The organism is Arthrobacter sp. PAMC25284 (genome assembly GCF_019443425.1).
Classification (GTDB): domain Bacteria; phylum Actinomycetota; class Actinomycetes; order Actinomycetales; family Micrococcaceae; genus Arthrobacter; species Arthrobacter oryzae_A.
This window is the reverse complement of the sequence record NZ_CP080382.1, coordinates 200,971-221,360: the sequence shown is the minus strand read 5'-3', so window position 1 is coordinate 221,360 and position 20,390 is coordinate 200,971. Positions and strand designations below refer to the sequence as shown.

14 protein-coding genes, 2 tRNA genes, 3 pseudogenes and 1 riboswitch are annotated in these 20,390 nt (G+C 66.2%); all 19 genes and pseudogenes read right to left on the bottom strand.

The window, feature by feature from the left end:
* Positions 1-20: 20 nt before the first annotated feature.
* The 19 genes and pseudogenes from KY499_RS01050 to KY499_RS00960 all read right to left on the bottom strand — a co-directional run bounded on the left by KY499_RS01050 (position 21) and on the right by KY499_RS00960 (position 19,921).
* Positions 21-882 (bottom strand): annotated as a pseudogene (locus KY499_RS01050) (carbohydrate ABC transporter permease).
* Positions 879-1,769: a carbohydrate ABC transporter permease gene (locus KY499_RS01045; RefSeq protein ID WP_123255699.1), complete on the bottom strand. Its 891-nt coding sequence runs from the start codon at positions 1,767-1,769 to the stop codon at positions 879-881. Before KY499_RS01045 ends, KY499_RS01050 begins: the two are co-directional and overlap by 4 nt.
* A gap of 3 nt (positions 1,770-1,772) precedes the next feature.
* Positions 1,773-3,128 carry an extracellular solute-binding protein gene (locus KY499_RS01040; RefSeq protein ID WP_219886044.1) on the bottom strand — a complete coding sequence of 452 codons (1,356 nt, stop codon included), beginning with the start codon at positions 3,126-3,128 and terminating at the stop codon, positions 1,773-1,775.
* Positions 3,129-3,238: 110 nt separating this feature from the next.
* A complete protein-coding gene (locus KY499_RS01035) occupies positions 3,239-4,444 on the bottom strand; it encodes an ROK family transcriptional regulator (RefSeq protein WP_123255697.1) in 1,206 nt (401 codons plus the stop codon).
* Between the two features lie 99 nt (positions 4,445-4,543).
* On the bottom strand, positions 4,544-5,734 hold the full coding sequence (locus tag KY499_RS01030; RefSeq protein ID WP_258190878.1) for a class I SAM-dependent methyltransferase: 1,191 nt from the start codon (positions 5,732-5,734) through the stop codon (positions 4,544-4,546).
* The gene (locus tag KY499_RS01025) at positions 5,735-6,088 is read right to left on the bottom strand and encodes a zinc ribbon domain-containing protein YjdM (protein WP_123255695.1); all 354 of its coding nucleotides are present in this window, start codon (positions 6,086-6,088) and stop codon (positions 5,735-5,737) included.
* A gap of 146 nt (positions 6,089-6,234) precedes the next feature.
* Positions 6,235-6,310, bottom strand: a tRNA-Ala gene (locus tag KY499_RS01020).
* A 208-nt stretch (positions 6,311-6,518) separates the two neighbouring features.
* Positions 6,519-6,591 (bottom strand) — tRNA-Ala (locus tag KY499_RS01015).
* 176 nt (positions 6,592-6,767) lie between these two features.
* Entirely contained in the window at positions 6,768-7,169 is a 402-nt protein-coding gene (gene rsfS / locus KY499_RS01010; RefSeq protein WP_123255694.1) for a ribosome silencing factor, read from the bottom strand.
* Between the two features lie 67 nt (positions 7,170-7,236).
* Positions 7,237-8,496 (bottom strand): hypothetical protein, encoded by a 1,260-nt coding sequence (locus tag KY499_RS01005; RefSeq protein WP_219886042.1) that lies wholly within the window; start codon positions 8,494-8,496, stop codon positions 7,237-7,239.
* Positions 8,497-8,503: 7 nt separating this feature from the next.
* On the bottom strand, positions 8,504-9,190 hold the full coding sequence (nadD, locus tag KY499_RS01000; RefSeq protein ID WP_258191043.1) for a nicotinate-nucleotide adenylyltransferase: 687 nt from the start codon (positions 9,188-9,190) through the stop codon (positions 8,504-8,506).
* Positions 9,191-9,245: 55 nt separating this feature from the next.
* Positions 9,246-9,485 carry a hypothetical protein gene (locus KY499_RS00995; RefSeq protein ID WP_123255692.1) on the bottom strand — a complete coding sequence of 80 codons (240 nt, stop codon included), beginning with the start codon at positions 9,483-9,485 and terminating at the stop codon, positions 9,246-9,248.
* A gap of 145 nt (positions 9,486-9,630) precedes the next feature.
* A pseudogene (locus tag KY499_RS00990) lies at positions 9,631-10,981 on the bottom strand (glutamate-5-semialdehyde dehydrogenase).
* 26 nt (positions 10,982-11,007) lie between these two features.
* Positions 11,008-12,105 (bottom strand): glutamate 5-kinase, encoded by a 1,098-nt coding sequence (proB, locus tag KY499_RS00985; RefSeq protein ID WP_123255725.1) that lies wholly within the window; start codon positions 12,103-12,105, stop codon positions 11,008-11,010.
* A gap of 64 nt (positions 12,106-12,169) precedes the next feature.
* Positions 12,170-13,759 (bottom strand): GTPase ObgE, encoded by a 1,590-nt coding sequence (obgE, locus tag KY499_RS00980; RefSeq protein ID WP_123255724.1) that lies wholly within the window; start codon positions 13,757-13,759, stop codon positions 12,170-12,172.
* A 117-nt stretch (positions 13,760-13,876) separates the two neighbouring features.
* Positions 13,877-14,140: a 50S ribosomal protein L27 gene (gene rpmA, locus KY499_RS00975; protein WP_009372867.1), complete on the bottom strand. Its 264-nt coding sequence runs from the start codon at positions 14,138-14,140 to the stop codon at positions 13,877-13,879.
* Between the two features lie 60 nt (positions 14,141-14,200).
* Complete coding sequence (rplU, locus tag KY499_RS00970; RefSeq protein WP_018773353.1) at positions 14,201-14,509, bottom strand: 50S ribosomal protein L21; 309 nt, start codon at positions 14,507-14,509, stop codon at positions 14,201-14,203.
* A gap of 355 nt (positions 14,510-14,864) precedes the next feature.
* Complete coding sequence (locus tag KY499_RS00965; RefSeq protein ID WP_219886041.1) at positions 14,865-16,400, bottom strand: bifunctional hydroxymethylpyrimidine kinase/phosphomethylpyrimidine kinase; 1,536 nt, start codon at positions 16,398-16,400, stop codon at positions 14,865-14,867.
* Positions 16,383-16,480: riboswitch (TPP riboswitch) on the bottom strand. Its footprint overlaps the gene before it by 18 nt.
* A gap of 110 nt (positions 16,481-16,590) precedes the next feature.
* Positions 16,591-19,921: pseudogene (locus KY499_RS00960) on the bottom strand (Rne/Rng family ribonuclease).
* Positions 19,922-20,390 lie beyond the last annotated feature (469 nt).

Sequence of the window (20,390 nt, the reverse complement as noted above, 5' to 3'; positions counted from 1 at the left end):
GCGCAGGTCATCTGCGCAGGTCAGCCGCGCATCGCTCCGGACAGGGCGGAGGCCCCGCCGGAGAGCCGGGCCACGATGGCGTACAGGACCAGGACCGGAAGTGAATACAGCACCGAGAAAGCAGCCAGTTCGCCGTAGGCGATCGCGCCGTGCTGGCCGAAGAAGCTGAAGACGGAGACGGCCGCCGGCTGTTTGTCAGGTGAGAGCAGCAAAATGAAGGGCACAAAGAAATTTCCCCAGCTTTGGATGAACACAAAAATGAAGACCACACCCAGGCCCGGCCGCATGAGTGGCAGGACAATGGTCCGCAGGGCAGTCAGCCCGGTGGCGCCGTCCATCCAGGCAGCCTCTTCCAAGGCCAGAGGCACCGCGTCCATGAAGTTCTTCGTCATCCAGATCGCCATCGGCAGGCTGGTGGCCGCCATAAAAACCGTGGTCGCCAGCAGTGAATCGAGCAGCTTGAACTGCACGAACAGTCCGTAAACCGGCACCATCAAGGCGGTGACCGGCAGGCACGTGCCGCAGAGAATCGTGTACAGGAAGGGCCTGTTGAACCTCGAGTCAAAGCGCGAGAGCGGGTAGGCAGCGAGGACGGCGGCGAGCAGGCTCACGGCCCCGGCACCAAAGGCGAGCAGCAGGCTGTTCCACAGCGGCACGAACAGCAGCTCCGGCGTCAGCACGGCAGCAAAATTCGCCAGAGACAGGGCGGCGGGCACCTGCGTCTGGAAGCCGGCGGCCGTGTCCAGCGAGGCGAAGACAAGCCACAGCAACGGCAGGACAAACGAGGGCCCCGATCAGCAGCAGGGCAAGATTGGCCGAGAGCCCGGCGGACGGGACAGCCCGAACAGCGGCCCGCGGGCTGTGCCTGGTCCGGCCGGTCACCGGACCTTCTCCTGGAGCATGCGGGCGTACCCCATCCCGAAAACAAGCCCTATGAGGATCAGGACGGAGGCTATGGCGGTGCCGTACCCGATGTCACCGAACCGGAAGGCCTGCTGGTAGGCCAGCACCGGCAGTGTGGCGGTCGCATTGGACGGGCCGCCCCCTGTCATCACCCAGATCAGGGTGAAGACAGCGAGGGTCTGGAGCGTGGTAAGCATCAGGTTGGTGGCGACGCTCCTGCGGATCAGCGGCAGCGTGATGTAGAGGCCGCGTTGCCAGTCCCCGGCACCGTCGAGCGCGGCAGCCTCGATCAGTTCGGCCGGGACATCCGCCAGTGCAGCGCGGTACACCAGCATGGAGAACGCCGTACCACGCCAGACGTTGGCCAGGATGATTGCGGCCAGCGGATACGAGAACAACCAGTCCGCCCCGCGGATCCCGACGCCTGCCAGTAGCTGGTTGAGCGTGCCCTCAGGGCTGAAGTAGGCGTAGGCGGCAAATGCCGCGACGATTTCCGGGAGCATCCAGGCCGCGACCACGGCCGTTCCGACGAGGGCAGCCACCGGTTTTCGCGCCTTCAGCATCAGCGCCGCGATCGCCAGGCCCAGCAGGTTCTGGCCAATAACTGCGGAGGCCAGCACAAACACCACGGTGAGTCCGACCGACAGCGGGAACAGCGGGTCAGCCGCCAGCCGCTCGTAATTGGCCAGACCAACCCACTCCGGCGAGCGGGCATTCCTGCCGGTGAGGGCGACGTTGGTCAGGGACGCCTGGAAGGACCAGTAGAGCGGACCTGCCAGGAAAACCAGCAGCAGCATCGCGGCGGGCGCCAGGGGAAGCACGCGGGTGGTGCGCTGCAGCGATGCCAGCCGGTGAGCGGGCCTCATCGGCTACTTCTGCACAACTTTCTCGTCGCCGACCTGGGCCCTGACGGCCTCGTCGTAGCGTGCCGCGGCCTGCTCAGGAGTCAGTGTCCCTGTGATGACGGATTCCGTGGCTTCCTGGATTGCGGCGGAAATCCTGGGGTAGTCAGCGGTGCTGGGCCGGAAGTGTGTCACGTCCACGAGCTCGGATACATCCCTGATGAACGGGTTCGCGGACTGGTACGCAGGTTCGGCCGCGACGTCGCCCCGGACAGCGATCTGCAGGCTGTCGAGGGCGAACGCGAGCGAGTTCTGCTTGTTAAGTGCCGAGGTGAGGAAGCCAAAGGCGAGGTCCGGGTTGCTGGAGTCTGCGCTGACGGCGAGGGTCCAGCCACCGGACATGCTGACGGCGCCGGGCGCCTGGCCGTTGCGGGTGGGGAACTTCGCCACACCCATGTCCTGTGCGTAGCCGGGCCATTCGTAGCTGCCGCCCGGCTGCCAGAACGACGGCGCGTAGGAGCCTTCCACCGTCCCGCCCATCCTGCCTTCGGGAAGCCACTCGCCAACGACCTTTTTCCAGACGTTGCCGTCGAGCGCCTGGGCGGGCGTCACAGCGAGGCCCTCAGAGTAGAGGGTCTGCAGGAATTCCAGCGACGCTATAAATCCTTTCGACCCCACCACCCATTTCCTGGTGGCCTCATCGTAGAGGGTGTCCCCCGTGCCGTAGAGCAGTTCGTAGAAGCTCTGCATCACGGTCCCCTCGCCGGACCCTTTGCCGGCATACATGCTGAACGGGATGAGTCCGGCATCCGAGGCCTTAATGGTCCGGGCCGCGGCGAGGATGTCGTCCCAGGTCCGCGGCTGCCAGGGCACGTCGATACCGGCGCCCTGGAGGACCTTTTTGTTGTACCAGATCGCGCGGGTGTCGGTCCCCAGCGGCACGGCATACGTGCCGCCGTCGTCTCCGGCGCCGGCGGTTTTGGCGGCGTCGCTAAAGACGGCCCAGTCCTCCCACGCCGCCAGCCGTTCGTCCAGTTTCAGCAAGTAGCCGGCCTCGGCGTCGGCCCGGACCTTGAAGCTGTCCTCGTAGAAGACATCCGGTGCGGTCTCCGGGGACCTCAGAGCCAGCGCCAGCTTGGTGCCGTAGTCCTCGTCGTTGGCCATAATCGGCTGCAGCTCCACCCGGACACCGGGGTTCGCGGCTTCAAAGTCCTTTTTCGTCTTGGTGAACATATCGTCCACGGCGGCGAGGGAGTCAGTTTTCTGGTAGGCGACCTTCAGGACGCGGTCGCTGGCCTCGGTTGAGCCGGCGGAACACGCGGGCACGGCGAGAACCGCTGCGGCAGCGATCCCTGCTACGAATGATTTCCAACTCCCACGCATGAATTCCCAATCTTGATCTGATGCGGCCCGACGTTGTCGGGACAACCTCTGCATCCTACCGGTGAAATAGTCTCTGACCTGCTGTTTTGCCTGTTGGCGGGTTGCTGAACTCAGGCGTCCAGCAGCAGCCGCTGCGCCCGGGGAGCCAGCGCGTGCTCCAGGACGAGGCAGGCCGCGCCGATGGCGCCCACGTCCTCGCCGACACCGCTCGCGACGACGTCGGTGCTATGGATATCCCGGGTGTCGCTGCCCGCACGGATGAGGTCCGGGATCAGCGCCAGGTATCGTTCCGAGAGGCACGTCCAGAATGGTCCGCCGAAAACGATGCGGTCCACGTCCAGGACATTGCTGACGGCGGAGGCTGCACGGGCCACCAGCACGGCGGACCGGTCGATGATCTCCGATGCCCTGGGGTCGCCGTCGTCAGCTTTGGCGCAGAGTTGCGCAAAGCTCTCCTGGATTGCCGGCCCGCTGGGGTTGGGGCCCAGCGGCGCCAGGATGCCTGCCTGCTCCGCCTGGGCCACCAGGACTCTGGGTATAGCGGTGGCCTTCACGCACCCGCGCTGGCCGCAATCGCAGAGCGCACCGCCGGGATCCACCACGATGTGGCCCATTTCACCGGCGTTGCCGGACGTTCCCCGCACCACTTCGTCCCGCAGGACAATGCCGCAGCCGATGCCGGTTCCCATGTACATAAATACGAAGCTTCCGGCGCCGCTGGGTCCGCCCGCCCAGGTCTCGGCGACGGCAGCGCTTGTCACGTCCTTATCGACCAGGGTGGGCAGTCCGGTGGCTTTCGCCAGCGCGTCCCGCAACGGAACATGGTCCCAGCCGAGCATGAGCGGCGGATCCACCACGGTGCCTTCGGTGAGGTCGATGGGGCCCGGGGCGGCGACCCCGAGGCCGGCGATGAGGGCAGAGTCGACGCCGGAATCAGCGATGACCGATTTGATCGCCGCGGCAATCGTCTCGATGACCTCCTCCGGTATCTGGCTGCCGGGGGTCTTGATCCGGCAGTGCTGCACCACGTCACCCACGAGGTCAAGGACCACGCAGGTAATGACGGCGGGGTCCAGATGGACCCCCACCGCGTACTTGCCGGAGGCGTTGAGGCGCAGCATGGTCCGCGGTTTGCCGGGGCCGGTGCCCTCCTTGCCTGCCTCGACAATGAGGTTCTGGTCCAGCAACCGGCGGGAGATGTTTGAAATCGTCTGCGGGGAGAGCCCTACGATCTGGGCCAGTTCCACCCGGCTTAGTCCGCTGTCCGGCGCCCGCCGGATGGCATCCAGGATCACAGTGAGGTTGAAATCACCCATCCTTGGCAGGTTGGTTCCGCGCCGGGGCGAGGGCTGTCGGATTTCGGTCACTGTTACCTCTCAAGGTGGTCTTTGTACTGCTGGTTCCAGAATCCTACGTCACGGGCCCGGGGTCCAGCCGACACCGGCCTGGGCGCCGGATCTGCGAGTGCTGGCCGTCACCGTGAATTTGGGGTTCCTGCCGATTTCCCGGGTAGGTCCGACCAGCCGTTCCAGCGCGGGACGGTACTGCAGGTGACTGTTAAAGACGGTCCAGAGCTCGCCGCCGGGGGCCAGGACCCTGCCGGCGGCTTCGAACAGTTTGAGTCCCGCGCCGGAGTGGACGGCTGATTCCAGGTGGAAGGGCGGGTTGAGCAGGATCAGGTCCGCGCTGCTGTCCGGCAGCGAGCCCATGGCATCATCCTGGACGACGTCGATCCGGTCCCCGAGCCCGTTGGCCGCTGCAGTCGCCCGGGCAGAGTCAACGGCCGCCGCGGACCGGTCCGTCGCGGTCACGCGGGAGCCGGGGCGGCTGCGGGCATACATGGCCGCGAGGATTCCAGTACCGCAACCGAGGTCGACGGCGTGGGCGGCGTCGGGCATCTGCGGAAGAAACTCCAGGAGGAACCGGGTGCCGATATCCAGGTCCGTACCGGCAAAGACCGCGCCGTGGGCGCAGATCCGCAGTCCCAGCGCGGCATTCGCGGAAGTGATGGGGAACGGCGTGGCGGGCGCAACCGGCAAGGGCTTCCGCGCGATCACGATCCGTGATTTCTGCCGGGCAAGCTGCGGCTGGACATCGCCGAAGTAGCGTGCCAGGACCGCGTTCATCCCCAGGCTCATGTGTTTGACCCTGCCGCCGGCCAGGACGGTGACGGTTGGCGCTGCGTGGCGGGCCACGGCGTCGGCGATTTCCTCCAATTCCGCCAAAGACCTGGGCAACTGGATCAGCACCACGGTCGCGCCCGCCAGGAGGGCGGATCCCAGCGGGAGCTGCTCGAAGCCTCCGCCGGTCCCCACGGTGCGGGCGTTATTGCGCAGCGCGAGTTCACCGGTGATGAGGTCCTGGTGGACCCGGACCGGTGCGGGCGCCCCGGCGGTGATCGCTCCCAGGGTCAGGGCACCATAGCGGTCGCCGACGACGGCGGGGCGGCTGTCGGGGCCCAGGAATTCCGCGGCGCTGTCGAGCAGGAGCCGGTCCGTTGCGTCCCAGGCCTGGAGATTGGCCGCCTCAACGTCCGGAAACCTGCGCAACTGAGGGAACAAGGCGTCAAGGTTCGTCTCCGCGGCACCGTCGGACCCCAGAGTCACCTAGGCCTTCTTGACTACGCTGGATTTGAGCTGCATGGGCCCAAAGCCGTCCACTTTGCAGTCGATGTCGTGGTCTCCCACGCCGTTGACGAGCCGGATGGCGCGGACCTTCGTCCCCACCTTGATGGATGTGGGGCTGCCTTTGACCTTGAGGTCCTTGATGATGGTGACGGTATCCCCGTCGGCGAGGATGTTGCCAACGGCGTCCTTGATAACGGTTTCGACGGGCTCTCCATCGTCTGAGGCGGCGGCCGGAGACCATTCGTGCGCGCACTCCGGGCAGACCAGCAGGGCCCCCATCTCGTAGGTGTACTCGCTGGAGCATAGGGGGCACGGGGGAAGGGTGTCGTTCACCCTCCCATGGTAGTCGGGCCGCCGGCGCCAGCCGGGGCCGTGACCGCACCGGTACGTCCGTGACGGGCGACCGGGAATTGGATCAGGCCCTGACATACGTCAGGCCCCACTCTGCGAGTAGGGCCTGACGGGGTGTTGCTCTCTTGTGGTGGAGCTGAGGGGACTCGAACCCCTGACCCCCTGCATGCCATGCAGGTGCGCTACCAGCTGCGCCACAGCCCCGAACTTCTTCGGAAGTATCACTTCGGGAGAAACAGTTTCCCGTGAGCAACCTGATCATCTTAAACCACATTTTCCTAAGACGCCAATCGGAGCCGGCGCGGCCGAAACGGCAGCCCCCCGCCCCGGAGCCAGCGCCCCGGCCGGGGTTCGGCGCCGGTTTGGACACAAAAAATCCGCCGGAATCTTTTGATTCCGGCGGATTATCCGGTGGAGCTGAGGGGACTCGAACCCCTGACCCCCTGCATGCCATGCAGGTGCGCTACCAGCTGCGCCACAGCCCCGAATTTTCGTTGCCCCGGTCCCGTCCGCTCACGCGCCCAACCCCGGCCCTTGGTCCGGATCTCTCCGAAGCAACTCAAATATCTTAGAACAGCCATTCCGAAAATTCCAAATCGGGCATATTCTTGCTGCCCGGCAGACGGTCTCCCCTGCCTCCGCCGCCGTGCCGGCTGGACTGCTATTCCGTCTCGGTGCCTGCAGGCGCCTTCGCCGAAGCGTCGTCGCCGAGCTGCAGGTCAACCACCGGGCAGTCCTTCCAAAGCCTTTCCAGGGCGTAGAAGACGCGGTCTTCTTCGTGCTGAACATGGATGACGACATTGCCGTAATCCAGCAGCACCCAGCGGCCGCCGGAGCGGCCTTCACGGCGGGTGGGCTTGAGATCCAGCGTGGAAAGCTCTTCTTCAATGCCGTCGACGATCGCGTTGACCTGGCGTTCGCTGGGGGCGGAGGCGATCAGGAAAACATCGGCGAGGGCGAGGCGTTCGCTGACGTCGAGCGCGACGATGTCTTCGGCCAGTTTGTCCGCGGCGGCCCGGCCGGCGTGGCGGGCTGTGATGATGGACGAATCTGCTGCAGTCATGGGACTCCTTGTTGTGGTTAAAAAATATAGTGCTGCGGGCCGGAAACTACCGGCTCCGCGCCGGGGCCTAACGGCCCAGGCCGGTCACGATCAAAATGATGCCGGCGATAAGGGCCAGCAGCCCCAATGCGAGCACGCCCGCCTGCAGGATGCGCAGGCGGCGTGCCCGGCCGAGTCCGGCGGTGGCAACGTCCAATGGGTCAAGTCCGTGGGCGGACCTGGCCGCAACGGGCGCAGGGCCTGCGCCTGTTAGGGTCTCCGGCGAGGCGGTTCCGTCGCCGGCTGAAGCGCCTGCCGATGCCGCCTTCGCGGCAGCCTCCGCGCGGGCCAGAACCCCGCCTCGGCCCGCAGCAGAACCGGTACCCCGCTGCTTGGCCGTCCCGCCCCGCCGCAGGCCCGGCTTGCGGGCTGCGTCGACCAGAGGCCCCGGGTTGGTGGCGACGGGAACGTGGGTGGTGGCGGGCGGCTTCATCACGGGTCGATCCACCCCGGGGACCCGGATGAATTCCAGCGGCGTGACCATGGCGAGGTTGTCGGCCGTTGTGGGGTCGTTGCGGACCGGGGCCGGCTGCGTGGTCTGGTCAGCCAGTTTCTGCTTGGCAGCGGCCCGGCGGTTTAGTACGGCGGCACGCTCGGCCAGCGCGATCTGTTCGGCAAGCATGGCCGGATCAACAGCCGCGGGATCCGCGGCAGCGATGTGTTCGAGCTTGGCAACCTGATTGCGGGCCTGCTCGACGAGGAGTTCCCGGGCCGCGAGTGCCTGCTCGACGCTCATCCCTGCAGAGACCTGGCCGCCGCGCACGGGCGAAGCTGCCGGCGCGGCTGTGCCCGTGGCTTCGGGCTGGCCGGCCACCGGGGTGGCGCGGGTCCGCGGCCGGGCAGGTACGATCGTGTTCGCGGCAGTCGCCGGGGACGTTTCGGCTGCCAGCTGCAGGAGCCTGAGCTGACGGCGGGTAGGCTGGCCCCCGCCCGCGAGTTGTCCCTCTTTCTCGGCCAGTTCCTTGATCGTGCGGAGGGCGGCACGATCCCGGGCCCGGGCCTGGGAAGAGCGTTCGGGACCCGTCGGCGACGAATCGACAGGGCCATCGGAGGCGCGGCGGTTCCGCCCGGCAGTCCCAGCAGGCGCCGGTTTTCCCTGGCCGGCTGGCTGCGCCGGACTCGACGCAGGCGCCGGGTTTGAGGCTGGCGCCGGGCTTGAGGCAGGCGCGCCGACAGCCCGGGCGTCGTCCGGACGTGCAGTGCCGGTATCCGTCGCCGCTTGCAGGCGTTCATCTCTGGCCTCGCGCAAGGCGCGGCGGCTGCGGATGGGTGGCTGTTCCTGACTCATTGAAAACTCATTCGGTGCTGGCTGGTTGATGTATCTCTAAGGCAGTTGCTGACTGTCCCGGGTCGAAGCCGGCACTGTCCGGCCCGGAACCGTGAAGGGTGTCCCGCCCGCCGCTGTTGATCCCGGCGGGATCGGGCTGGCCTTCGTACAATCCGTACTTCGCTATGTACTGCACAACGCCGTCCGGCACGAGGTACCAGACCGGGTTGCCCTTCGCGACCCTGCTGCGGCAGTCGGTGGAGGAAATCGCCATGGCCGGGACCTCCAGCAGGCTGACATCCGTCCGGCCCATGCCGTCGAGCACGTGGCCGGGCCGGGTCACGCCAACAAAATGCGCGAGGGACCACAGTTCGTCAATGTCTTTCCAGGACAGGATCTGCGCCAGGGCGTCCGCTCCGGTAATGAAGAACAGATCGGCGTCGGGGCGCAGGCTGCGCAAGTCACGCAGGGTGTCGATCGTGTACGTGGGTCCCGGCCGGTCAACGTCCACCCGACTCACGGTAAAGCGCGGATTTGATGCCGTGGCGATGACGGTCATGAGGTACCGGTGTTCGGCCTCGCTAACCTTCTTGGACATCTTCTGCCAGGGCTGGCCCGTCGGCACGAACACAACTTCGTCCAGGTCGAACTTGGCCGCGACCTCGCTGGCAGCGACAAGGTGGCCATGATGGATCGGATCAAACGTTCCGCCCATCACACCCAAGCGAACACGGCGACCATCGCCACGCTGCTTCATGGTGGCGGGAATATTAGTGGCCCTGGCCGTGGTCATGCTTGTTCGGGTGCTGGCGGTGCGGATCCGCGTGCTCCTCAACGATTTCGTGGCGCAGGCCCAGGTTCGAGTAGGACAGCGTGATAAACATCAGGACCAGCAGGATCACGAACATCACCACGCCAAAAACCCACGGCTCCGCCCAGAGTGGTGCGAGTTCCTCGTGGGCCGCTTCGCCGGCGGCGGCGACGAATGTGGCGATCTGCTGCGACAGCATGTTCTCCCCTAGTGAGTTCAAGAAGTGACTGGTTCTAATTAAGTACTGAAGTTCAAAGGTGCCCATTGAAGAGCGACCGAATGCAAGAAATACCGACGGCGAACGAGCCCGCCGTTCCGGTCTACCGTTCCATGTTACAGCGTTGCTAGCCCCTCGTTTGGCCTTCGCCCTGCACGATCCACTTGGTAGTGGTCAGCTCAGTCAGGCCCATCGGGCCCCCGGGCGTGCAGCTTCTGGGTGGAAATTCCGACCTCAGCCCCGAGTCCGAGTTCCCCGCCGTCGGTGAAGCGGGTCGAGGCGTTGACAATGACCGCAGCCGAATCGACGTCGGCGATGAACCGCTCCGCGTTGGCCAGGTCGTTGGTTAGGATGGCCTCGGTATGCCCGGTGGACCACGTCCGGATGTGGTCCACGGCGTCGTCCAGGCTGTCCACCATGGCCACGGCGAGGTCCAGGTCCATGTATTCGGTTGCCCAGTCCTCCTCGGTGGCTGCCACAGTTTCGACGCCGGCGGGGAGGGCCGCACGGATCCGGTCGTCCACGTGCAGGGTGACGCCGGCGGCGCGGAGGGCCTTGGCGACTGCGGGCAGCACAGTGGATCCGGAGTGCACCAGCAGCGTTTCGACGGTGTTGCAGACGCTCGGACGCTGGGTCTTGGCGTTCAACAAGATGTCCACGGCCATCTCTTCGTCGGCTGAAGAGTCGAGGAAGATGTGGACGTTGCCTTCGCCGGTCTCGATGACCGGTACCGAGGAGTTGGTGACGACGCTTTGGATCAGATCACGGCCGCCGCGCGGTATCAGTACGTCCACCCGTCCGCGGGCGCGCATCAGTGCGTTCGCCCCGTCACGTCCGAATTCGTCCACGGTCTGGACGGCGTCGGCGGGCAGCCCCACCGTCTCCAGCGCATCGCGGAGGATGATGACGAGGGCCGCGTTGGTCGCGGCGGCGGCCGATCCGCCGCGCAGGATTACGGCGTTGCCGCTCTTCAGTGCCAGTCCGGCAATGTCGACCGTCACGTTGGGCCGGGCCTCGTAGATCGCCGCCACGACACCCATCGGCACGTTGATCTGACGCAGCCGGAGACCGTTGGGAAGCGTCTGGCCGCGGACCACATTACCCACCGGATCCGGCAGGGTGGCGAGGTTCTCCAAAGCCTTCACCAGGGCATCGATGCGGGCTTCGGTGAGGGTCAAGCGGTCCAGCATCGCGGCGGTGGTGCCGTTGGCCCGGCCTGCTGCCACGTCCTTGGCGTTGGCCGCCAGGATGTGGTCCTTACGTTCCAGCAGCGCGGTGCCGATAGCGCGCAGGCCCCGGTCTTTCCAGGCCCGGTTGGCATGTGCCATCTTCCGGGCGGCGCTACGGGAACGGTCCGCGATCGCAAAGACGGCGGCTTCCACATCAGCCGGTGAAAGCTGGGCAGTTGCCGGCACGGGAGTTACCGTCGTGGAGTCGTTGGAGTTCTCTGCGGTTTGGTGAATCAGTGCCTCAGTCATCATTCAAGTCTAGGCGAGGGTACCGGCTAGATCAGAACCAGGTCATCAACGTGAATGACTTCACGGTCGAATCCACGCCCGAGGGACTCCCCGAGTTCCACGGTCGAGCGACCAAGCATTTGCGGGAGTTCGTCGGAAGAATAATTGACCAGGCCGCGCGCAATCACTGTTCCGTCCAACGCCACCATCTCTACGGCGTCGCCCGATTCGAAGGTGCCCTCCAAAGCCGTGACGCCTGCCGGAAGCAGGGAGGTGTGGTGGTCCCGCACAGCAGTTACGGCTCCGTCATCGAGAATCAGCCGGCCCTGCACATGGGCGAGGTGGGCCAGCCACATCATCCGCACGGATTTGCGTCCGCCATTGACAGTGAACCAGGTACCGACGTCCTCGCCGGCCAGTGCGGCAGCGGCATTTGCGGTTGAGGTGACCAGCGCCGGGATGCCGGAGTCTGCGGCCATCGTCGCGGCTTCGACCTTGGTCTGCATTCCGCCGGTTCCGACCCCCGCCTTGCCGGGAGCCCCAATGGTCACGCCCTCGAGGTCGTCGGGGCCATCGACCTGCGGAATCCGCTTGGCGCCGAGGGCCGGCGGCCCGTCGTAGAGTGCATCGACGTCGGACAGCAGCAGGAGCGCGTCTGCCCGCACGAGATGGGCAACGAGGGCGGACAGTCGGTCATTGTCGCCGAAGCGGATCTTGTGCGTGGCGACCGTGTCATTCTCGTTGACGACCGGCACAACGCCAAGATTCAGCAGGCGGTTCAGCGCCCGGAATGCATTCATGTGGTGGCTGCGCCGCATGAGGTCGTCGGCGGTCAGGAGCACCTGGCTCACGGTCACTCCGTGGGCGCCGAAGGCGTGCGTGTAGCGTGCCATCAGCAATCCCTGGCCCACGCTGGCGGCGGCCTGCTGGGTGGCGAGGTCGCGGGGACGTTTCGTCAGACCCAGCGGCGCCAGTCCCGCGGAGATGGCGCCTGAGGAGACCAGGATAATTTCGGTGCCGCTGTTGCTTTTGGCCGAGAGCGCGTTCGACAGTTCGATCAGCGCTTCTTCGGAAATGCCGCCCTTGATACTGGTGAGGGATGACGATCCGACCTTGACCACAATCCGGCGTGCCCGGGCGAGCATCCGGCGGTCGTTGGTTTTGGGTTCCTCAATGACAACTGCGGAATTATCGGTCACGTGTTAAGGGTCACTCCTCAAGCTCGGTGTCCAGCGCGCTCTCCTTGAGCGGCTTTGCAACGCGGCGGCTGCTGACGGATTCGGTCCAGATGCCGGCTTTGCGTTCGGCCTCGAGTTCCGCACGGGCTGCGGCCTTTGCGTCGCGGCGTTCCTGCTGTTCGTCGCGCTTCTGGCCACGGGTGGGACGGTCTCCGATGTCGGCGAAGCGCACGTCGGTACCGCGCGGGGCGGCCAGTAGTTCAGCGCCGGCCATCATGGTCGGCTCCCAGTCGAAGACCACGCCATCGTCCTCGCCGATCACCACAGTGTCACCCGGCTTGGCGCCCTGTTTGAAGAGCTCGTTTTCAACGCCCAGCTTCGCGAGCCGGTCGGCGAGGTAGCCGATGGCTTCCTCGTTGGTGAAGTCCGTCTGCTTGACCCAGCGCACGGGCTTGTCACCGAGGACACGGAACAGCGGTTCCAGGTTTTTCTCTTCACGGCGGATTTTGAAACCGGACTCGTTGACGGCGCGCGGCTTCAGGATCGGGGCCTGCACCTTGGGCGGCGCGGCAGCGACGGCGTCGCGGGCCGCCTGCACGATTTCACCCATGGCGAAGCCGAGCTGGCGAAGGCCTTCGTGGCTCGTGGCGGAGATTTCAAAGACTTTGTAGCCGCGGGACTCCAGGTCCGGCCGGACAAATTCGGCCATGTCCTTGCCGTCCGGCAGGTCCACTTTGTTCAGCGCCACAAGCCGGGGGCGGTGGTTCAGGGGGACCACATCACCGTCGACGCCGCTGAAGCTCATGTCGACCGCGTACTTTTCCAGTTCCGATTCAATGATGGCCAGGTCGGAGAGCGGGTCGCGGTCGGATTCCAGCGTTCCACAGTCCAGCACGTGGACGAGCGCAGCACAGCGCTCGACGTGGCGCAGGAAGTGGTGGCCGAGGCCCTTGCCTTCGCTGGCGCCCTCGATCAGGCCCGGAACATCGGCAATGGTGAAGCGGACGTCACCGGCCTGGACGACGCCCAGGTTCGGGATCAGCGTCGTGAAAGGGTAATCGGCGATTTTGGGCCGCGCGGCCGACATGGCGGCGATCAGGCTCGACTTGCCGGCAGAGGGGAAACCCACCAGTGCGATGTCCGCGATGGATTTCAGTTCCAGGACAATGTCACTGGATTCGCCTTCGATGCCGAGCAGTGCGAAGCCGGGGGCACGGCGCTTTTGCGACGACAGCGAGGCGTTGCCGAGTCCGCCGATGCCTCCGGCTGAGGCGATGTATTCAGCGCCTTCAGTGACGAGGTCGGCGAGGACCTCCCCGGCCTTGGTCTTGACCACGGTTCCGACGGGCACGGGCAGGATCAGGGTTTCGCCGTTCTTACCGCCGCGCCAGTCGCCCATTCCGGGGCCGCCGTTGGTGGCGTGCCGGTGCGGGGCGTGGTGGTAGTCGAGCAGGGTGGTGGTTTGCGGGTCGACACGGAGGATGACGTCGCCGCCGTTACCGCCGTTGCCGCCATCGGGTCCGCCGAGCGGCTTGAACTTCTCGCGGTGGACGGAAACACAGCCGTGGCCGCCGGTACCGCCGGATACGTGCAGTACTACCCGGTCTACAAAGCTCGCCACGTGGATCTCCTCAGTGCTGTTCCCCGGACCCACACGAGGCCCAAGATGATTCTAATGCGGTTAAAACACCGGTGGAGCGGACCTAATGGCCCGCCCCACCGATTTGAAAACTATGTACTACTCTGCCGCTGCTGCAGCCACGATGTTGACAACGCGGCGGCCGCGGCGGGTGCCGAACTCGACAGCGCCGGGGGTCAGTGCGAACAGGGTGTCATCCCCGCCGCGGCCAACGCCTGCACCGGGGTGGAAGTGGGTGCCGCGCTGGCGGACGATGATCTCGCCTGCGGAGACTACCTGACCGCCGAAGCGCTTGACGCCGAGGTACTGGGCGTTGGAGTCACGACCGTTGCGAGTGGAACTCGCGCCTTTTTTATGTGCCATTTGAAATGCCTGCCTTTAAATTCTGGGGAATCTGCTGAAAACCTGAACAGTAACGGTTGGTTACTTGATACCGGTGATCTTGACCTTGGTCAATTCCTGACGGTGACCCTGGCGCTTCTTGTAGCCGGTCTTGTTCTTGAACTTCTGGATCACAATCTTCGGACCACGGAGGTCCTCAAGGATCTCAGCCGTAACCGTTACCTTGGCCAGGTCCGCGGCAGCGGACGTGACCTTGTCGCCGTCAACCAAAAGCAGTGCGGGCAGCTCAAATGTGCTGCCGGCTCCACCGGGGACGCGGTTCAGGGTAACGAAGTCTCCAACGGAAACCTTCTCTTGGCGGCCGCCTGCGCGGACAATCGCGTACACCACTGGGGAACTCACTTCTCTCGACGTTTATTACTAGATTTGCGTGCGGAACCCCGGTCCAAGGAAATTGGCCTGGCTCACGCTGTGCCTCAACGCCGGTGGATTCCCCGGGGGAACCCATGAGCTATCCCCGGAATAATCACACTCGCGTGGCGAATGAATCATTCTCAGGGTCATAACCCAAGTGTTGGCGTAAGCACCGAAGATCCAGAATACGCTAATTTTGCCTTCGGCCGCAAATGAGGCTGGTTCGGGATGGAAGTACGTGGTAAGCGCCACACTGCTTCCGCAGGGTGGTGCCGCGGCGACTTCCCGAACCGTGCCCGTCCATCCTACCGGCTGCACGGGCACTTGTGGTTCAGCCGTGGGTTCTCGGCGCGTCGAAGAATTCCAGCTCATAGCGGGAGGACTCAGCGAAGGCCCGCGTCATCGCGTCCCGCTCCGTGCGGGAGGCGTACTGCGCGGCCGTGTCGGCGTAGGCGATGGCCTGCCGGGTCGAGGCGGCAAATTCCTCATCGGCGTAGGTACGCAGCCAGTCCGCGTAGGGGTGGCCCGCCGGCGCCCCGGCGTCGAGGAACCGGGCATGCAAGGTGGCGCCGACTTCGGCGTAGAGCCAGAAGCACGGCAGGACTGCGGCGACCAGCACCCCGTAACTGCCCGTAACCGAGGCAGCCAGCAGATGGTCCACGTAGGACTTGGTCACCGGTCCCGGCGCCGACGCCGTCGGCCGGGTACTGAGCCAGGTCCGGTGCAGCTCGGATTCGACTTCCAGGCACTGCTGCGAGGAACGTGCCCAGAACAGCTGTTCGGCTTCCGTGGGCGCCAGGGCGGAGACCCTGGCCAGGACACGGGAGTAGCCGTTCAGGTAGATGGCGTCCTGGGCGAGGTAATAGGCGAACTCTTTCTCGGGCAGGGTTCCGTCGCTCAGTCCCCGGATGAAGTCGAGGCCGTAGATGGCCTCGAGGTCGTCGGTGGCTCCGGCCCGGAGGTGCGCGGCGAATTCGCCGGCAACCGGTGTCTGCTGCAGGTGGTGGAAATGGTGGACCGGTCCGTTGCCGGAGCCGACGTCGAGCGAGCCCGCTGTCCGCAGAGCTCCCTGCAGCCATGGCTTCACCTCGCGCAGCGCCGCCTCCCAGTCACCCACCCGGACCTGCACGGTGGCCAATGCCGAGGAGAGGGAGCAGCCGGTACCGTGGCTGTTGCGTGTAGCCACGCGGTCCCCCTGCACCTCGATGGTTTCCTGGCCGAGCACTCCCCCGGTGTTGATGAGCGCGTCCGGGCAACTGCCGGCGTCGCTGCCTGCCAGATGGCCGCCTTTGACCAGGACGGTGGTTTCAGTCCGTGCGGCCAGCCGCTTCCCCTGGGCCAGGGCCTCGGCCCAGTCCGCGGCGACCGGTTCATTCAGGAGGATGGCCAGCTCAGCGAGGTTTGGGGTGATCAGGTCGGCGAGGGGCAGCAGGGCCTGCAGTGCGGCCTCTGCGGTGTCCTGCAGCAGCCGGTCGCCACTCGTGGCCACCATGACCGGGTCCAGCACGACGATGGCGGGGTTGGTCCGTTCGAGCCAGGCGTGGACCGCCCCGATCACCGCAGCGTCTGCCAGCATGCCGATTTTGACGGCGTCGATGCGGATGTCGTCGCTGATCGCATCCAGCTGGGCGGTGAGGAAGTCCGCCGGCGGGATGTGGACGGCCCGCACGCCCCGGGTATTCTGCGCGGTGAGGGCGGTGATGGCAGCCATGCCGTAGCCGCTGTGCGCGGCGATGCTCTTCAGGTCGGCTTGAACCCCGGCTCCGCCGGAGGGGTCCGAGCCGGCGATCGTCAGCACACGGGGAATCCGGACCGGCGACGATGCCTGTGGCTGGTACGCGAGAAATGATGAGGACAAAAGGGACATCCCTTCGCCGGTGCTAACCGGACAGGTTCAACGGGTTTGGATCTCAGCCGGCCCGATGCGCGGCACCCCGTGTCAGGTGTCAGCCTAGCTCTCCCGGCGGTCCTGTCCTTAACCGGCCGCGGGTTCCGTCCGGCCCCGACGTATTGTTACGTCTGGACCGGGCGGAACCTGCGGCCGGTTGGCTGAGGACCTACAACTCGGACGCCGGGACTCCGACGCCGAGGATGATCGGCTCGTTACCGGCAGCCTTCACCGCAGCCGCAGCCGGGGCCTTGGCTTCGTGGACGGCGACGGCGGAGACCGGGGCGGAGACTTCGCGGTGTTCAACCGTGGTCTCGTTGGCTGCCCCCTGGGCGCGGCTGGCGCTCCGGTTGCGGCGGCCACGCCGGCTGCGGGGCGCTGCGTCGTCCGCGCCTGCGTCCGCGACGCCGGCCGGGGAATCCGTCCCAACGCGCGGAGCCGAAACCTCGGGTGACCGGAGTGCTGCCGGTGCCGATGCAGACCCGGCGCCATCCTGTTCGCCTTCGCCCAGGTGCGCGAACGCTTCAGTGAGCAGGTCCAGGGTCAGGGCCGGAGCCTGGGATTCCTGATCATGCTCAACGAACGGCAGGACCACCTGTTCGCCGCCGAACGTCAGGACGGCCCCGGTACGTCCCGCTGCCTCCTGGTCTTCGTCCAGCCGCCCCGTTGCTTCCGCACCGGTATCTGACCCGGTGTCGTTGTGGTGCGCCGCCGCAATCTCGTCGTCGTGCAGGTGCGCGGCATGCGCCGCGGCGGCGATGTTCGCCAGAGCCGCCCGGGTGGCTTCCGCCTTGGCGTGGCGTTCCGCCTCCGTCGGTTCGGGGTGCGCTGCTGCAGCCGGCGCGGCGGGCGCTGCCGGGTCCGACTCAGCGGTCCCCTGGCCACCGCGTCCACGACGGCGGCTCTTGCGTTCGGTCCGGACAGCCGGCTGGTTCTGGTTTTCGGTCCGCGGCACATAGTGCTCGGCGGCGACGGTGTTGGCGCGGCGGTGCTCGACCGGCTCGTCGTGGGTGACGATGCCGCGGCCGGCGCACGCTTCACACTGCTCGCCGAAGACTTCCAGCAGTCCGGTGCCCATGCGCTTGCGGGTCATCTGCACGAGTCCGAGCGAGGTCACCTCGGCGACCTGGTGCTTGGTGCGGTCCCGGCCCAGGCACTCCACCATGCGCCGCAGCACGAGGTCCCGGTTCGATTCCAGCACCATGTCGATGAAGTCGATCACGATGATGCCGCCGATGTCGCGGAGACGGAGCTGCCGGACGACCTCCTCGGCGGCTTCGAGGTTGTTCTTCGTGACGGTTTCCTCGAGGTTGCCGCCGCTGCCGGTGAACTTGCCGGTGTTGACGTCCACCACGGTCATGGCCTCGGTCCGGTCGATCACGAGGGATCCGCCGGACGGCAGGAAGACCTTCCGGTCCAGAGCCTTATGGATCTGCTCGTCGATGCGCCACGCCGAGAAAATGTCCGTGTCCTTGGTCCACTTTTCGAGCCGGCCGACGAGGTCCGGAGCGACGTAGGTGACATAAGCCTCAATGGTGTCCCAGGCTTCCTCGCCGGAGACGATCAGCTTGGTAAAGTCCTCGTTGAAGACGTCGCGGACCACCTTAATGGTCAGGTCCGGTTCTCCGTAGAGCAGTTCAGGGGCGAGGATCTTCGTCGATGCCGACTGGCCTTCGATACCCTCCCACTGCGCGCGGAGGCGGTTGATGTCGTGGGTCAGTTCTTCCTCGGACGCACCTTCGGCCGCGGTGCGGACGATGACGCCGGCGTCTTCCGGCAGGCGGTCCTTGAGGATGCGCTTGAGCCGGTTGCGCTCGACGTCGGGCAGCTTGCGGGAGATGCCGGTCATGGAACTGCCGGGCACGTAAACGAGGTACCGGCCGGGCAGCGAGATCTGGCTCGTCAGACGGGCGCCCTTGTGACCGACAGGGTCCTTGGTCACCTGGACCAGGACGGAGTCGCCGGACTTCAGCGCGTTCTCGATCCGGCGCTGCTTGCCTTCGAGGTTAACGGATTCCCAGTTCACCTCGCCGGCGTACAGGACGGCGTTGCGGCCGCGTCCGATGTCCACGAAGGCAGCTTCCATCGAGGGCAGCACGTTTTGGACTTTGCCGAGGTAGACGTTGCCGATCAGCGAATCCTGCTGGGTCTTGGAGACGAAGTGTTCGGCCAGGACGCCGTCTTCCATCACCCCGATCTGAATTCTGTCGTCGCGCTGGCGGACAATCATCTGCCGGTCAACGGATTCGCGGCGGGCAAGGAATTCCGCCTCGGTGATCACGGTACGGCGGCGGCCGGTGTCGCGGGATTCGCGGCGGCGCTGCTTCTTGGCCTCAAGCCTGGTGGAGCCCTTGAGCCCGGTAACACGGTTGTTGACCGGCGCCTCCGAGGCAGCCCGCGGGGCGCGGACCCGGGTCACGGTGTTGGGCGGGTCGTCGTCGCCCCCGCCGGTCAACTCGAGATCCTGGTCGCCGCGGCGGCGGCGGCGGCGGCGGCGCGAGGTCACGCCGTCCTCCAGCGTTCCCTCCTGTCCATCGTCCGTGTCGTCGTCGGGACCTTCGGCATCAGTTTCACTACCGCTGTCCCCGTCGGTGCGGGTGCGCCCGCGGCGCCCGCGGCTGCGCCGGCGGCGGCGGTTGTCGGCGTCGTCGTCGCCTGTGCCTTCCTCACCGTCTCCGGACTCCTCGTCCGCGGACTCCGCCGCGCCGGCCGGAGCCGGGCGGACTGCCGTGCTGAGGTCCGGGGGCCTGGAAGAGCATCGACGTCACGGCGGCCGGTTCGAGGAACAGCGACGGCGCGGCGGGTTCTGCCGGTTCTGCTGGTTCTGCCGCGGCTGCGGCGGTGGCGGTGCTTCCCGGCTGATGGCCGGCAGCGTCCGGGGTGTCGCTGTTGACGGACTTCTGTGCTGCCGGCGCTTCCTGGGCTTCCGGCGCTTCCTGGGCTTCCGGTGCGGTGGGGGCTTCCGGGGCGGGTGCTTCCGCCGCTGCGGGGACGGTGGTCCGGGCCCGGCTGGCACGGCGGCGGACCGGTTTTTCGGCAACGACGGCGGCGTCGGGCTCAACAACAACGGGCTCAACTACAGCGGGCTCAACTACAGCGGGCTCAACCGGCGTCCGTGGTTCCGTGTCCTGGTTTTCGGAATTTTGGGAGGCTGCTGCGGCTTCCGGGGTTTCCGCGGCGTCGTCTGCAGGGGCCGGCGACGGCTCGGCTGCCGGCTTGCGGGCGCGGGAGCGGCGGGCGGGAGCCTTGGCTTTGAGTGCGGGGGCCGGTTCGTCAGTTCCGGCTGCCGGGGCGTCGGCCTGCACGTCAGAACCTGCCACCGTGTCGTCCGGTGACTCGTCCACGGGGGCGTCTGCCGTCCTCTTTGTCACGACCGACTTGCGGCGGGTCCTGACCGCCCGTTTCGGTGCGGCAGTCGCTGCCGGTTCCGCTGTCTCTGCAGCATGTTCTCCGACAACGATGGAATCGTCGTTAACGGCTACTACCTGGTCATTATCCATATGTGGCGACACTCCTGCCCCTGGCGCGCCGCCACATCCGGCGCCCGTTGGGGCCATTATTTGCCAACACCCGCAGGCATCGACAGAAGTCAATTGGATACCCTCAGGTTCGCACCGTCAGACGGGTGCGGCAGCCCTGGAGGGCCGGCGAGATTGTTGTGGAACCCGTTGACCTAAATGTCACTACCAGGTGCCGTCCAATGGCATTGCGGGACAGCTGGAATCAGAGGATCCGCAGCTCCCTGCTCATCATTGGCGGTCTTGGCAACAAAATCGCCGGACCGGAATCCGGATGTGGATCGGGTTCCAGCCATGACCATTCTCTCACAGGACCCGCCGTTGCAGGCGTAGGCGGGCGCTGGAAGCGGCGCGGACCCCCGCGCCCGCGCATGGGATAGACCCGTCCCGGTCGGCTTTCAGCCTCCGGCGTTACAATCAGGGCCAGAAGTACCCGATCTAAAGGACCGAT

What these genes read in the sequence shown, in the direction of transcription:
- KY499_RS01045 (WP_123255699.1), bottom strand. Translation starts at nt 1,769, where the DNA reads ATGAGGCCCGCTCACCGGCTGGCATCGCTGCAGCGCACCACCCGCGTG.
- KY499_RS01040 (WP_219886044.1), bottom strand. Translation starts at nt 3,128, where the DNA reads ATGCGTGGGAGTTGGAAATCATTCGTAGCAGGGATCGCTGCCGCAGCG.
- KY499_RS01035 (WP_123255697.1), bottom strand. Translation starts at nt 4,444, where the DNA reads ATGGGTGATTTCAACCTCACTGTGATCCTGGATGCCATCCGGCGGGCG.
- rsfS (WP_123255694.1), bottom strand. Translation starts at nt 7,169, where the DNA reads ATGACTGCAGCAGATTCGTCCATCATCACAGCCCGCCACGCCGGCCGG.
- KY499_RS01005 (WP_219886042.1), bottom strand. Translation starts at nt 8,496, where the DNA reads ATGAGTCAGGAACAGCCACCCATCCGCAGCCGCCGCGCCTTGCGCGAG.
- nadD (WP_258191043.1), bottom strand. Translation starts at nt 9,190, where the DNA reads ATGGGCGGAACGTTTGATCCGATCCATCATGGCCACCTTGTCGCTGCC.
- KY499_RS00995 (WP_123255692.1), bottom strand. Translation starts at nt 9,485, where the DNA reads ATGCTGTCGCAGCAGATCGCCACATTCGTCGCCGCCGCCGGCGAAGCG.
- proB (WP_123255725.1), bottom strand. Translation starts at nt 12,105, where the DNA reads ATGCTCGCCCGGGCACGCCGGATTGTGGTCAAGGTCGGATCGTCATCC.
- rpmA (WP_009372867.1), bottom strand. Translation starts at nt 14,140, where the DNA reads ATGGCACATAAAAAAGGCGCGAGTTCCACTCGCAACGGTCGTGACTCC.
- KY499_RS00965 (WP_219886041.1), bottom strand. Translation starts at nt 16,400, where the DNA reads ATGTCCCTTTTGTCCTCATCATTTCTCGCGTACCAGCCACAGGCATCG.